Source organism: Micromonospora sp. NPDC005194, from assembly GCF_040608335.1.
Classification (GTDB): Bacteria; Actinomycetota; Actinomycetes; order Mycobacteriales; family Micromonosporaceae; genus Micromonospora.
The window spans coordinates 1-14,260 of record NZ_JBEXIA010000018.1; the positions used below are offsets into that span (position 1 = coordinate 1).

Here is a 14,260-nt window from a genome sequence, read left to right on the forward strand (position 1 = left end):
AGCGCGGCGGCCACCAGCCCGGTCAGCAGGCCGCCGAACGCCGCCGTGAGTTCCGCCTCCCCTCATTGGGCGGCCCGCTCGCCGGGGGTGGGCTGGTCGTGGGTGGGGTATTGGTCGTCGTGGTGGGTGTCGGTGTAGGGCAGGTCGATGAGGCGGTGACGGCCGGTACGGGCGGGTAGTTGCCAGATCTGGTGGGCGGGGCTGGCGGTGAGGGCGGTGCGTAGTTCGGCGGTGGTGGTGGCGATGGCCGCTTCCAAGCTGATGCCGGCGAGGCGGTGGTGCAGGTTCGCCTCGCGGCGTGCGGAGGGTAGGTGCAGCAGCACTGGCCATGCCCAGGTGCTCATTGTGTACAGCCGCTCGTATTTGATGATTTTGTCGATGAGGACCTGCAGGTTCTCGCCGCTGGTGTCGTACTCGAGGAAGAAGGGCACGGACCGTTCGTCCTCGGTCCATATTCCGGCGCCGTCGGGGCGGGGGAAGCCGGTCGCTCCGGGGAGGATGAGGTTCGGGTTGGCGCCTTTGCGGTAGAGGGTGCCGGGTTCGTGGTAGGCCGATGCGGGTTGCCAGCGGGCCAGCTCGGTGTCGGGGTGGGTGCGGGCGTGGGCGGCGAGGTCGATGAAGACCTGGTTGCCGCCGAGTAGGTGCGGTAGGTCCGGTCGGTTGGTCAGGGGGTGTTTGCGGCGGCGGGCTTGGTCGCGGCGGCCTCGTGGGAGTCCGCGTTGGGCGTGGACGTGGTCGTAGCCGAGTTGGTCCAGGACGTAGTGGTAGGGGTGGGAGCCGCCGTCTGCTTTGTTGGGTCGGAACCGGTCGACCGCCCGCAGCACGGTGAGGCGGCGTAGGCGGCGTTGGGTGAAGTCCAGGGATGGGAACAGGGCGGCGGCGATCTGGTCGGTGGTGAGCACTCCGTGGTCGTAGAGCCAACCGAGGAGCCGGTCGTCGCGGGCGGTGATGCTGGCCTGCAGGCGCAGCAGCGGGTCCGCGGTGGGTAGGTGTTTACCCATGGGCGCAAGCCCTGGGGGAGAGACCCGAGACTGGAGGGTCTGTCTGGAGTGGTCCCAGACTGCTGACAGCGGGGCTGACCTGGGCTGTGAGCGGCAGCGGGGGGTCAGGTTGGGGGTCAGGATCAAGACGGACGGTAGAACGGAGATCGGCACTGACTGCTGAAGTGCCGGGCACAACGGGTTCGGCGTGACGGTGCGGTGAGGGTGGATGTGAGTCTGGCCGGTGACGCTGGTGAGGTTCACGGTGCGGGGTGATCATCTTGTTGCTCCAAGGTCAGAGGTGTGAGTCGGTGTGAGGTTGTGCGCCCCGCGGCCGCGGCGGGCGGAAGCAACGGGAGGTTCGCGGTCGCTGTACGGAATGTCTGGTAGGACATGCCAACTGCCTGCTCTCGCGCGTATGGCGAACTTCCGGTGACGCGGGCGGTGTCAGTCGCCTGTCGATCGACGTTGGTCACAGCGGCTGTGACCTGCGGTGTGAGAGCCGGGGGCGTTGTCGTTCGGGTTCGAAGCAAGCGGCAACCTCGCCAGTCCTCTGACAGTGACCGGGTGGGCGCTTCGGTGGGTCGCCCCGGTCTGCTCCTCGACCGGCCCGGGTGGGCCGGTCGAGGAGCAGTGGTCGGTTGGTCAGGGGCGCGGCGGGTAGTGGTACTCGCCGTTGGCGACGGATTCTTCGTAGGGCCGCTCGGGGTCGTAGAGGGGGTGTGGGGCTCGGGGCCGTACCTGCTTGAAGGTCACGGTGTCGGGCGGCCACTGCTCGGGGGTGTGGGGAAGGTCGGTCAGTGCGAGGCGGTGTGTCTCGCCGATCGGCTGCCAGCCCGGGCCGGCCGGGTGGCCGTGCTCGGGGTTGCTGGTGACGACGGTGAGGTGCCGCGTGTTGCGGCGCTCGAGGTGGCGGCGCAGGTCCTGCTCTCGCTGCGGGTCGGCGGCGTGGAACAGCAGGGTCGCCAGGCCGGTTTGTTCGGCTAGGTGTCGGTAGCCGTGGATGTGGTCGGCGAGGTCGGCGGGACGGATCTCGCCGGGGTCGGGCTGGTACCAGAACGCGTGGCGGTCACGGTCGTGGATGTACTCGCCGTGCCAGGCGGCATGCCGCGCCGCGGTGACGTGTCGGCAGGTGCGCGGTGACCACCAGGTGCGTAGGTCGCTCCCGGGTTCGGTGAGCGCGTGGGTGGCCAGGTCGACGAAGAAGTCGTTGGCCCGCAGCAGGCCGGGCAGGCCCACATGCTGGCGGAGCCGGTCGCGGGCCCGGTACACCTGCGCCGGTGTGACGTCGTGGTCTTCGCCGAGTGGGGTGAGTTGGGTGCCGATCGGGCCGAGGCACCACCAGGTGTCGGCGGTGGCCGCGGCGCTGGTGTTCCAGAGGCGGTCGATCCAGCCGCGGCGGGCGAGGATCGCCAGACGTCGGGTGGCCGACGCCGTGGTGGTGGCGAAGCCGAGTGCAGTGAGCTGCGCGGTGGTCAGGACGCGGTGCTCGGCGAGCATCTCGACGGCCCACCAGTCGGGCAGGCGCATGCGGCCCGCTTCGGCCAGGAGCAGCTCCACCGGAATCGGTCGGGTGGACGGGACAGTGAACTGGGGATGGTAGGTGGTCAACATGACCGGTACCTCCAAGATGGTGCCATCCCCGGATAGGGGGTGGCAGGGGTGGGATGAATGCCCGTGTGACCGCGTCGGTGCGGCACACCTCGGGCGGATCACGCCACCGCGGTCGCGCGTCGCGGCGGGTGACAGTGCGGTGCCAGATCGCCGGCTCCGTGCCCGGACAGCCACCCGGGCACGGAACCGACCGGTCCGCACGGCCGGATCACCGGCCGGTACCTGCGGTACGGCGAGAATCCGAGTGCGGCTTGTGGCGCCGTCATTAAGTAACCGCCGTTTGTGTGCTCTGGCGAACGCCTGCCCCGCTCACAGCCGCTCACAGCCGCTCACAGCGGGCGGTTTTCCCAGCCGAGGTGATCTTGTCCGTTGCCGCCGACGTTGAGCTTCTTGCCATCGAAGATGACCCAGCCCCTGTTCGCGGGGGCGGACGCGGTTCGGCTTCGCTGTCGACGGACAGATCCAGCCCAGGCTCAGGTGAACCCGGCAAGGAAATGACGTCGTCACGAGGGGGTCTCCGGGAGCGGACCTACGCGACTGCCGTCGACGTGGCGGTGGTGGTGGGGACGCGATTGCGGCTGGCGGCGCGCAGACTGGCGCGGCGTTGGGCTCGCGCCGCCAGTGCCTTCGCGGCCTGCGGGGACGCCGCGCCGGTCAGCATGCCGCTGGCGAGGGCTTCGGCGAGGCGGGTGTCGATGCGACCCAGCCGCATGCGTAGGGCGTCGGTGCTGATGCCCATCTGGGCCGCGATCGGGTCCATGGCCCGCCGTCCCAGTCGCACGTCGATGTAGGGCTGCTCGTCGTCGGCGTCGAGGATGCCCAGGCGCACCGCGCGGCGTACCAGCACGTCGGGATGCCCGTAGGGCACCCGCGGGGTTCGTGGTCCCGTGACGCGTTCCACGTCCTCGACCACGATGAACTCGCTGGCCTGCTGGCGCAGCGCGTGCCCGGCGCGCCACCCGGCCCGGCACAACGACGCGTACGGCGCCCGGCGGGCCACGTCCACGTGGTCGCGCAGGGCCGCCAGGAAACCCGTGAGGATCTCCGCGCTGATGTCGTCGGGGTCACCTCGGTAGCCGTCGGACAACCGTCTCGCGTAGCGGCGCAGCGCTGGCATCGCCATGCCGACCGCGGCGATGACCCACTGCGGCCCGTCCAGGCGGGCACGGCGGATCAGCTCCCGCCACACCGCGTCGCGGGCGGTGTAGGCGCGCGGTTTCGCCAGCAGCCAGTCCCGCAGCGCCGGCAGCGCCAGGACACCCTTCGGCAGGCCGTCATCCGGACCGAACTCGTCGAGGTCGAGGGACAGGGGCGCCGGGTCGCTGGTCAGCGCCGCGAACGCCACGTCGACGGCGTCCAGGGGCGCGGCAGGGAAGATCGTGTCGGACACACTCATGATCAGTACTCCTCGGTCAGAGACCATCGAGGGTCGCCGCCGTCTTTTCGGCGACGCTGGGACGCCGATTACGCCACGACCCACTCACAACCGCTCACAGCGCAGGTCAGGCCCGCTTCTCGCCCTCAGCGGGCCGCCGTCGCGCCCCACCCGAACTCCGGGCGTCAGTCCGGCACCTGGCGGGCGACGCGGACGGGCCGCAGTACGGCTGAGCAGGGCTGTGAGCCACCGAGGCGCACCGTGGGCGGCACCCGGACGGCTCAGCGAGAGGGTCACGATCGTCAAGCCGCGCCCACCACTCACAGCGGCTCACAGCGGCTCACAGCGGCTGGCCCCGCCCGTCTTGTCAGCGAATCTCGTCCGAAATCGGCGATCGGGTCACTGCCGTTGGCAAGGAACCATCTCGGTTGGCATCGGACTGACATGTCTGTTGATCTTCGCGCCATCGAAGGTGCGCCGCTGCCGTTCTCGCCAGCGAGGTCGCACCGCCGCTGGTCACGTCGCGTGAGGGGTGCTGAGCAGGGCTGTGAGCGTAGGGGCGGGTGCGAGAAGTGTCCGACAAGAGAGTCTCCGGAGGGCCCCTATACACCCTCCCACTCACAGCGACTCACAGCCGCTCACAACAAAGACTCACAGCGACTCACAGCGGCGTGGCATCCTCTGCCCGCACGACCCAACGCCAGCGACGACGCCGGCAGTGGCGCGAAGCCCGAACACCTGCCGCATCCCCCCGCCAGGGGGAACATGCCTGGCACCGCACCCGTGTCAGTCGTCGGCGGGTGCAGCAGTGGTAGGCAACCCGCCGTCCCGGCTGCCTCGCCGGAGGCGCGTAAACCAGTGTCAACGAGATCCGTCGATGGACATCCTGTCGACGCAGGCGGCGGCGACTGCCTTCCTGAGGGCAGGAACGTCGGCGGAGACGCTGTGTCACATTGTCCGGACACGCGTTCGCCGACGGGTCACACGACGTCGAGGTATCTCGATTAATAGCGTGCGCGGCGGCCGTGGACTCATGGCCGGCGCAGTGTGTCATCCGTGTCCGGCCCAGTGTCCGCGACGCCGCGCATGTCATGGATGCCCGTCGTTGACAAAGTGTCCGGCGGGGTTGCTGATCAGGGCCGGGACAGTTCGGTCACGCGCGTGTCATTGATCTGGAGTGACACCGGCGCAGGTTGGCAGAAGTCCGACCCGTGTCGGCGATGGCCAGGCCGGCGTGACATCACCGCGCCGCATGGCCGAGTGTGTCAGTCACCCGCCAGCCGTGTCCGCGCCCGCCAGCCGTGTCCGCGCCCGTCGGCCATGGACAAGCCTCCGGACAACATGTCATCGACGCACCTGATTGTCCGACCGGTGGTCGTCGCTGAGCCCTGTGACACGTTGTCATCGCAGCCGAGTCGTCGGCGGACACGCTGTCGAAGCACCCGTGAACCCGTCACGTCACCCACCATTTCATCGACTTCTGCCACTGTCCGGGGGGGGTCGGCGAGAAGGCGGCGACGCATCCGCGGGGTCCGGGGGAGCGGCCGGACGGGCGGTCCTGTGAGTCCCTGTGAGTGGCGGTGAGTCAGGCAGGCGTTCGCCAGAGCACACAGGCGCGGTTTTACAGATGTCAGCGCCCTGACCGGCGCGGCGCGGAGCCGCCATCGAGATGAGCGAGCACCGACGTAGGCACCGATTGAGTTGATCCGGCCGGCCGTGCTGGATGTCGCCGGGCAAGGTCGAGCGCCTGTCGGATCTGCTCCTGCGGTCCGACCGTGAGGGCCGGGTCCGCATCCGGGCATCCGGCCTCACCGCCGTGCGCCCCCGTGCCTGACGCCGTACGCCCTACCCAGCGCCGGAGGAGATGACCATGAGATCGTCCAGACGCACTCGAACCGTGCCACCGCAGTCCGGGAAAGAGGCGGCCGCGGGTGGGCGGGAGCCGGCGTGGACGGCCGAGCGGATCCGCTGCCTGGGTGCCAGCACCGACCTGGCCACCGCCGCGGCGGTGCTCGGCATGTCCCGCTCTGCCGCCTACAAGCTGATCCGCCGCGACGCGTTTCCCGTTCCGCACTTCCGCGTCGGCGCCCACTATCGGATACCGACGGCGCCGCTACTCACCGCCCTGCACCTGCACGACCCGGGGACCACTCCGGAGCAAGCCGCTGGTGCCGCGAGCGCTCCACCGTAGGCGTCTTCCGCGCCAGCGTGGACGCCTCCCGTTCAGCCCTTACGCCCCGCTAACGCGCGCGGCTTTGTTCACGCTCCGACCTTGCGCCGGGACCGTCGTCTGACGGTCCCGGCGACTTGATCGTGCCCGCGGATCACGCGTGGATGTCGATCGACCAAACCGATGCACCCCTGACGTGAACTTGAGGAGCACCACCTGTCATGCCTGACGGAAGCATTTTCAAGCGCTGCGGCTGCCGCCATCCCGACACCGGCAAGCCCTTCGGAAACGACTGTCCCAAGCTGCGCCGCCCCAACCGTGCCTGGAGTTCCGAGCACGGCCACTGGGCCTACCAACTCGAACTCCCACCCACCACCGACGGCCGACGCCGCCAACTACGCCGCGCCGGTCTACCCAACCGCCGCGCGGCCTCCGATGAACTCGACCAGGCCCGGGAACTACTCGCCCTCGCCGGTGGGGACCGGCGGCGGCGCACCGACGTCGCCGACGTGCTCCAGGCCGCAGTGCGGGCCAAGCGGCCGCTGCCCGAGGTCGACCGCCTCCGGCAGCGGCTGCGCGGCGACGGACCTCTGGCGGACATGCCGACCGTCGCCGAGTACCTGACCGGCTGGCTGGGCCACCTCACTATCGACGCGAACACCGTCGGCGGCTACGAGTCGATCGTGCGTGTGCACCTCATCCCGCACCTCGGGGAGGTTCCGCTGGACAAGCTGCGCACCAGCCACATCCGTGAGTTGTTCGCCGCGATAGGACGTCGCAACGACGAGATCCTCGCGGCCAGAACCAGCCCCGACCCGGCGGTGCGCCAGTCGGTCGCGGGGGTGCGCCCCACCGGCCCCACGACCCGGCAGCGCATCCGCGCCTGCCTGCGTAAGGCCATCAACGATGCCCTCGCCGACGAACTCATCGTCGGCTCCAACCCGGCCGCGCTGGTCAAAACCCCGGGTGACCGACCGATGCCGATCGTGTGGGAGGACGAACGCGTGCAGCGCTGGAAGGACACCGGCACGGTGCCCGGACCGGTGATGGTGTGGACCGACACCCAGCTCGTCGACTTCCTCGACCACGCCGCCCAGCACGCTCCCGACCTGCACCCGATGTGGCACTACATGGCCTACCGGGGGCCCCGGCGCGGCGAGGCCTGCGGACTGCGTGACAGCGAGGTCCGCCTGCACCGACGGGAGACCACCATCAACAACCAGATCGCCACCCACGGCTACACCGCCGTGCAGAAACCGCCGAAGAGTAGAGCCGGCAATCGCGACGTCGCCCTCGACGCCGACACCGTCAAGGTCCTCACCGCCTACAGGGCCCGCCGCGCCCAGTGGCAACTCGCCGCGGGCCCGGCGTGGCCCGACACCGGGCTGTTCTTCGTCCGCCCCGACGGGCAGCCGTGGCACCCCAACGCCGTCACCCAACGCTTCCGCCGGCTTGTGCGCAAGGCCGGCTTACCGCCGATCCGGCTGCACGACCTGCGGCACAGCGCCGCTACCATCGCCCTCGACGCCGGCGTCGACATCAAGGTCCTCTCCGACCAACTGGGCCACTCCACCACGACCCTGACTCGCGACACCTACCAGAGCGTCACCAAACAGCTGCACCAGGACGCCGCCGACGCCGTCGCGCAGAAGATCAACCAGAAACGCCGCAAGGCGGGGTGAAGCCCACCCTGACGAAAGCGGCGGCGCACGACCGCGTGCGGTCGGGCCGGTCCCGGTCGCCCGAGCGAATACGCTCGCGACGTGGGCGGTGACGACCAGCGGCTGAGCCGGCGCGGCAGCTTCGACGAGGATCCGGACAACTACCAGGCGGCCCGGCCGGGATACCCGCGGCGGGTGTACGAGGTGCTTGCCGAGTGCGGGCTGCGACCCGGCGCCCGCGTCCTGGAGATCGGATCCGGCACCGGGCAGGTAACCCGTCCCCTCGTGGACGCCGGCGCATCGGTGCTCGCGGTGGAACTCGGTGGCCGCCTCGCCGCCCGGCTGCGAACGAACCTGACCGGCCACGACGTGACCGTCGTCGAGGGCGACTTCGCCACCGTGGCGCTGCCCGACGGCACCTTCGACCTAGCGGTCTGCGCCACCGCGTTCCACTGGCTGGACCCGGGCGCGGCGGTGCGACGGCTGGCCCGCCTCGTTCGGCCAAGCGGAAGGCTGGCGGTGTGGTGGACGGTCTTCGGTGACCCCGACCGCAGCCCGCCCTGGCGCACGGAGTTGGACGCGGTGTACCGACGGTGGCTACCGGGGCAGGGGCGCGGCCCCGCCGGTCTGCCAGCGCCGCTGCGGGTCGCCGTGCGCACGGCGGAACTGCGGGCAGGTGACTGGTTCGGCCCCGTCCAGGTCGAGATGATCCGCTGGGAGCACCAGCTGACCCCGCACGGCGCGCGCGGGCTGTGGGGGACCTTCCCGAACGTCCGCGAGTTGAGCACTGACCAGCGCGAGGCGTTCCTCGACGGCGTCGCCGAGGTGGTCGCCCGCCAACCCGGCGCGACGGCGACCGACAATTACGTCACCGCGCTGTACACGGCGCCGCGACGAAACCACGATGCCCTTCCCGCCAGTCCCCGACATCGGGCAGCGGACGCCTGAAGGGCGATAGCGATCCATGCCCTTCGACAGGGCACTGAGCCAGCCGTGCCTCCTGAAGCGGGACACCACCACCGAGGCGTTCGAGGATCCGAACCGAAGCGTTCTCGCTGGCATGGACACCTCTGGGCTGGCTGCGGGCCGAACAGCGGTCATCGCGCGTCCTTGCTGCTCGGCGCGAGTGCGTCCAGGCAAGCTGTCCCAGTGGTGGGTAGTCAGGTGCGGGCGGTCTAGCTGGCACCGGGCATGGCGGACGTTGCGACGCGCGTGGGATGACCCGGCGGGCCGGTAGGCGTGGTGTGCATGCGGTACAGGGCGGCTGTCATGCGCGCGACGGCGGGGTGGTGGGGATGGACACGGCGGTGATCGGCGATGGTCCGGGTGAGGAGTTGCCGCGCCGGTTCCTGGCGGCCGTGTTCGTGCAGGACGACGGCGAGGGTGGCTTGGGCGGCGAGGGTGGGTAGTGCGTAGGGTCCGTCGGCTTGGGTGTGGTGGCGGATGAGGTCGCTGAAGCAGTCGGCGGCGGCGGTGAGGTTCCCGGCGGCGCGGTGGGTGGCGGCCAGGACGCGCAGGGCGGCGCGGACTTGCGGGTTGGTGGGATTTCGGAGCAGGTGGCGCAGGCTGCGGTGTCCCCACTGGGCCCAGGGCAGCGCGGCGGCTGGGTCGCCGCTGGTGAGGGTGAGGGCGGCCAGGAGCGTGGCGGCGCGGGCGGTCGCGGTGTCCAGTGCGAGTCTGCCGCTGGTGGGGTCGATGTGCAGGAGCCCGCTGTGCAGGACGTCGATGGCACGCTCGGGCGTGTCGTCGGCGGCGTGGCGTTGGGCCAGGTGCAGACGTTGGGCCATGGCCATCATCGGATTGGTGATCTGCCGGGAGACGGTCCTCCAGGTTATGTGCAGGTCTGTGCCGGTCGCGCCGACGGTGACGCGGTGGATCGGGCCGAGCGCGTAGGAGGCGGCCTGGGTCGTCTTGCCGGCCGGAACAAGGTGTGGGGTGCGGTGCAGGATCACCGCGGCGACGGCGTCGCGGATCTCGTCGGCCGGCACGGGTGTGCGCCCGCAGGACGGCGCGCACAGGTATGCCCTGCCGCAGCTGGGCAGTTGGATGAGGATCATGGCTCGTGCGCAGGTGTGGCAGGCCAGGAGGTCGGGTGGCACGGGCGCGCCCTGCACGGCGCGGGCGCGGGCGACCCATTCCTCGACCGTCGCCGGTGACAGGCCGTGGCGGCGGGCGACGTCCCGGGCCGCGTGGTGCAGGCCGTGGACGGCGGCGTGCTCGATGGTCGCGGCGACGGCCTCGGCGACGAAGGTGGGTGTCCACGCGGCGAGGACTGGCGTCCGCGTCGGCATTGGCGTTCCTTCCTGTTGTTGATGTTCGGGTGGGGTGCGGGTAGCACCGCTGGGCGGGTGCGGGCGGTCGCGGCCGAGGGCTGCGCGTTCGGGCGGAGGGTGCGGCCGGCGACGACAGCGGGGACTGTCGTCGCTGGCCACGTCGGTCGCCGCTGCCGTCCCTCTACGGGCGGGCGACCGGCTTGTCCGTCCCGACGTGGGCACGGGGCGGCGAGGCGGGACGGTCGGTGGGAGCTATACCTGGGCGTCCGCACCCTGCCTAGCGCTGCGCGTCGGACTGGGGGCGCGCCGGAGCGGTGACGGCCGCCGGCCTGGCGGTGTTCACGGGCCAGGATCCGCGAGCAGGGTGAGGGTTGCGGCGCATCGGTGCGATGACCGGCCCGTCGGGCAGGGTGAGCGCGGGTCTCGGGAGGTAGCCGTGCCGCCGGTACACGTCCTGGCTGCCATGGATGGTCTCGGTCCAGGAGGGCATGTCGATGCGGTCGAGGCGGCTCTCGTGGTGGGTGAGCATCGCCGCGCCGATAGCGCGCCGCCGGGCGGCGGGAAGGACGGCGAGAACTGCCAGGTGGTAGTGAGGCTCGGTGGGTCGGACCTGGGTGAGGAGTTGGTCGAGGAGTTCGAACTGCCGCGCGTGCGGGCCGGCGGCGTCGGCCAGTCGGCTGCGGTAGTTCGACGGTGGCGGGATGCTGCGGTAGCGGTGAAACCCCATCGCGGCGGCGCTCAGGTCGTCGGTGATCTGGATGTCGCCGAAGAACATGGCGTGTTCCACCCAGATGACTGCCACGTCGGCCAGGGTCCGCCGCCGGCAGGTCGGGTCGGGCACCAGCCACTGGGCGAGCGGGCCGGGATGCAGGGCGTCGGCGATCAGCGCGGCGACCGGTTGCTTGTCCGCCCACCGGGCGGCACGGATACGCGGATTGACGTCCATGAGATGCCTCCAAGGGCAGCGGAACGGGTGGTGCGGTGCGGGCTTACCGGTAGGTGGCGGTGGCGAGGTCACCGACGGCGGCGTCGACCGCGGCGGTGATGTCGCGTACCTGCCGGTGGTGCTGCGCGGCGATGGTGCGTAGCTGCACGGTGAGGGCGGCGATGTCGTCGGTCAGGTAGAGGTGGTTGGTCAGGCCGAGGGTCGCGACGAGGCCGCCGAGGGCGGCGGTGTGGTTGTCGGGCTGGTCACGGCCGGCGGCGATGTAGTGCAGCCGGGCGCGGGCGACGACCGGCCACTTGAGGTCGGCGGGCAGGTAGCGGTCGGTGCGGGCCAGCCCACCGAGGCGGCGACGCACGTCGTGGCGCAGGATCCCGCCGGCGTGCAGGCCGGCGCGGGTGCGGTCGTACAGGTCGTCGGCGAACCCGCGCAGCCACCCCCGCAGCGGCGGGCTCGGGTGGGCGTAGCGGATGGAGGCCAGGGCGGTGTCGGCGATCAGGTCCCCGACCGGGCGGTCCAGGTGCAGCCACAGACGCTGCTCCTCCCCCGACGGGGTGTCGTCCGTGGTGCCGAGAGCGATCCGCCCGGCGAGGAACAGGTCGATCAGCACCGCCCCAGCCAGGCCGAGGGCGAGGGCCTGGCGGTGGATGTGCGGCTGGCCGGTGTCGTCGTCGTGACCGAGCAGGAACAACTCGTCGCGCAACGGCAACTGGGGGATGGAGGAGGTCATCTCGACCCCGGCCTGCCGACGTGCTGCCGCAGGTGGGCGTGCATCCCGCCGTAGGCGGCCTGCGGCCGCGGAAGCAGCACCTTGTCGACGGCGGCGAGGACCGTGTAGTTCGGGTCGCAGACGTTGCCGATCGGCGCCCGCCCTGCCTGCGACACCAGCTGGTAGGCGTCGAGCTGCTCCAGGCCGGTGAGGTCACTGACCCAGCCGACCAGGTCGCGGTGCGCGATCCGGTACGCGTCCTCCAGGGGACGGGCGCAGCCAACGGACATGATCGACGTGTCGGTCTCCAGGCGTGGCCACACCGTCGGGACGCCTTTGACGACCTCGATGATCAGGGTGGTGGTCGTGGCGATCTCCACCCCGACCCCGCAGGCCTCACCCTCGCCCTGGCGGGCGTGCCCGTCGCCGAGGGCGAGCATCGCCCCGTGCACATTCACCCCCAAGTACAGGGTGGTACCGGCGCGCAGCTCCGGCGTGTCCAGGTTCCCGCCATGGCTGTCGGGCACGATCGTCGAACGCGCCTCGAAACCGCCCGGCGCCACGCCGATGGTGCCGATCATCGGATCCAGCGGCAGGTCGACGCTGTGGCCGCTTTCGGTGGCGTGGAAGCGGACCGTGCCCGCCTGCCGGTCGATGTCGTACACCCACACCCGCTCCTGCAGAGGCGGCTGCAGGGTCGCCGTGTGCGAGGTGGAGGTCAGCGCCCCGAAGTGCGGGAACGTCGAGGAGACACCCCAGTCCCGGGCGGGCGTGATGGCGGCGAGGTGGATGGCCAGGGTGTCGCCTGGCGCTGCGTCCTCGACGAAGAACGGCCCCGACACCGGGTTCAGGTAGGGCATGCGGCACACCTGCGACGGCAGGTCCGCCGGGCCGCGGACGAGCCCGCCGAAGCAGTCCTCGGTGAAGACTTGCAGGACGTCGCCGGAGCGGACGTGGGCCACCGGCATCCGCCCGCCGAAGGTGTAGGCCAGCTCGTCGCGGGCCGGACGGTAGGTGATCGCGTCCATTGTGGTCACACCCGCTCCACGTGGCGGGCCTGCGGCTGCGCGGGCGCCAAACCCGACAGCGCGGGCCTGCGGCCGGACAGGTACAGGCAGGCGAGAACGACCACGCCCAGGGCGAGCCACGCCAGACCGAGGCGCTGCGCGGCGATGTTCGCGTTGACCACCACATAGGCGAGGATCACGAACCCGATGCCGGGCATGACCAAGTGCGCCCACCAGTTTCCACTGCGCTGGCGGATGAGATGGTGCACGACCACCGAGACGTGCAGGACCAGGAACGCGACCATCGCCCCAAAGTTGATCAACGACGACAGCACCGTGATCCCGTCCGCCCGCGTCGCCATGTACAGGCCGAGCACCAGGGACACGCCGCCGGTGAGCAGAGTCGCGTTGATCGGCACGTTCCGACGGATCGACACCTTCGCCAAGAAGGCAGGCAACTGCCGGTCCCGCGCCATCGCATACAGCAGGCGGGACGTGGCGACCTGGGCGACCATCGAGTTCGGAAGGCCCCACGCGATCGCCGTCGCCACCGCGCACAGGGTGGCCAGCCAGCCGCCGCCGGCTGCGGCTGCGGCGTCGTAGAAGGCGGTCCCGTTCGGGTCGCCCTCCGCGAGAAGACCGGCGGGGTCCGGGACGAGCATCGCGGCCAGCCAGGTCTGCGCGATGAACAGCACGCCGGCCAGGATGAGCACGGCAGCCATGGATCGGCCGATCTGCCGGGAACCGCCCTTGGTCTCCTCGGCCAGCATGGAGATGCCGTCGAAGCCGAGGAAGGACAGCACGGCGATCGACACCGCTCCGGCCACGAGGGACCAGGTGAAGGTGTCGGAGTTGTAGAAGGCGTCCCAGCTGAACCGGCCCTTGCCGGAGGCAAGAGCCCAACCGGCGACAGCGAGGAAGACTGCCAGGACGATCAGCTCACCGACGAGCATCACCCGGGTCACCATCGCGGTCATCCGGATCCCGGCCGAGTTGACGACCGTGTTGACCGCGACGAAGCCGAGCAACCACAACCAGACCGGCACCGCAGGCACGGTGGAGTGCATCGCCACCGACGCCACCAGATACAACAGCCCCGGCACGAGCACGTAGTCGAGCAGGATCACCCAGCCGGCCAGGAACCCGACCGGCGCACTGATACCCCGGCCCGCGTAGTTGTAGACGCTGCCTGACATCGGAAACGCCTTCACCATCTGCGTATATGAGAAAGCGGTGAAGACCAACGCCACCACGCCGATGGCGTACGCGAGAGCCACCATCCCACCGGAGCCGGCGTAGACGCTGCCGAAGATCGCCATCGGCGCGATCGGCACCATGTACACCAACCCGTACGCGACCAGATCCCGGAACCGAAGCCTCCGGGCCAACTCCTGGCGGTAGCCGTAGCGCGTCAATTCATCTTGTAGCTGCATCGCACCCTTCCGAAAGGCTCGTGTCGGCGGCGGCGAAACGTCCCAATGTTGGGGCCGCGCGTGAATTGCTTCACGCTCCGAATGGTCGCTCGATG

11 protein-coding genes are annotated in these 14,260 nt (G+C 70.5%); 3 read left to right on the forward strand and 8 right to left on the reverse strand.

What is annotated here, in order from left to right; translation table 11 throughout:
* Window positions 1-62 precede the first annotated feature (62 nt).
* The 3 genes from ABZU53_RS17150 to ABZU53_RS17160 form a co-directional block, all read right to left on the reverse strand.
* A complete protein-coding gene (locus ABZU53_RS17150) occupies window positions 63-1,001 on the reverse strand; it encodes a replication-relaxation family protein (protein WP_355066683.1) in 939 nt (312 codons plus the stop codon).
* A gap of 624 nt (window positions 1,002-1,625) precedes the next feature.
* On the reverse strand, window positions 1,626-2,594 hold the full coding sequence (locus ABZU53_RS17155) for a replication-relaxation family protein (RefSeq protein WP_355066684.1): 969 nt from the start codon (window positions 2,592-2,594) through the stop codon (window positions 1,626-1,628).
* A 529-nt stretch (window positions 2,595-3,123) separates the two neighbouring features.
* A complete protein-coding gene (locus tag ABZU53_RS17160) occupies window positions 3,124-3,990 on the reverse strand; it encodes a hypothetical protein (RefSeq protein WP_355066685.1) in 867 nt (288 codons plus the stop codon).
* A gap of 1,849 nt (window positions 3,991-5,839) precedes the next feature.
* On the opposite strand from ABZU53_RS17160, the gene ABZU53_RS17165 reads away from it, so the two are divergent.
* The 3 genes from ABZU53_RS17165 to ABZU53_RS17175 all read left to right on the forward strand — a co-directional run bounded on the left by ABZU53_RS17165 (window position 5,840) and on the right by ABZU53_RS17175 (window position 8,748).
* Window positions 5,840-6,160, forward strand: coding sequence for a helix-turn-helix domain-containing protein (locus ABZU53_RS17165; RefSeq protein WP_355066686.1), 321 nt, complete (start codon window positions 5,840-5,842; stop codon window positions 6,158-6,160).
* Between the two features lie 200 nt (window positions 6,161-6,360).
* Window positions 6,361-7,821, forward strand: coding sequence for a tyrosine-type recombinase/integrase (locus ABZU53_RS17170; protein ID WP_355066687.1), 1,461 nt, complete (start codon window positions 6,361-6,363; stop codon window positions 7,819-7,821).
* An 81-nt stretch (window positions 7,822-7,902) separates the two neighbouring features.
* Window positions 7,903-8,748, forward strand: a complete 846-nt coding sequence (locus ABZU53_RS17175) for a methyltransferase domain-containing protein (protein WP_355066688.1) — start codon at window positions 7,903-7,905, stop codon at window positions 8,746-8,748.
* 227 nt (window positions 8,749-8,975) lie between these two features.
* On the opposite strand, the gene ABZU53_RS17180 is transcribed toward ABZU53_RS17175, so the two are convergent.
* The 5 genes from ABZU53_RS17180 to ABZU53_RS17200 all read right to left on the reverse strand — a co-directional run bounded on the left by ABZU53_RS17180 (window position 8,976) and on the right by ABZU53_RS17200 (window position 14,165).
* A complete protein-coding gene (locus ABZU53_RS17180; RefSeq protein ID WP_355066689.1) occupies window positions 8,976-10,091 on the reverse strand; it encodes a tetratricopeptide repeat protein in 1,116 nt (371 codons plus the stop codon).
* Window positions 10,092-10,350: 259 nt separating this feature from the next.
* On the reverse strand, window positions 10,351-11,019 hold the full coding sequence (locus tag ABZU53_RS17185; RefSeq protein ID WP_355066690.1) for an N-acetyltransferase: 669 nt from the start codon (window positions 11,017-11,019) through the stop codon (window positions 10,351-10,353).
* A 43-nt stretch (window positions 11,020-11,062) separates the two neighbouring features.
* Complete coding sequence (locus ABZU53_RS17190; protein WP_355066691.1) at window positions 11,063-11,746, reverse strand: GPP34 family phosphoprotein; 684 nt, start codon at window positions 11,744-11,746, stop codon at window positions 11,063-11,065.
* The gene (locus ABZU53_RS17195; protein WP_355066692.1) at window positions 11,743-12,762 is read right to left on the reverse strand and encodes an acetamidase/formamidase family protein; all 1,020 of its coding nucleotides are present in this window, start codon (window positions 12,760-12,762) and stop codon (window positions 11,743-11,745) included. The genes ABZU53_RS17190 and ABZU53_RS17195 overlap by 4 nt, the downstream gene beginning before the upstream one ends.
* A complete protein-coding gene (locus tag ABZU53_RS17200; RefSeq protein ID WP_355066693.1) occupies window positions 12,759-14,165 on the reverse strand; it encodes an APC family permease in 1,407 nt (468 codons plus the stop codon). The genes ABZU53_RS17195 and ABZU53_RS17200 overlap by 4 nt, the downstream gene beginning before the upstream one ends.
* Window positions 14,166-14,260: the final 95 nt, after the last annotated feature.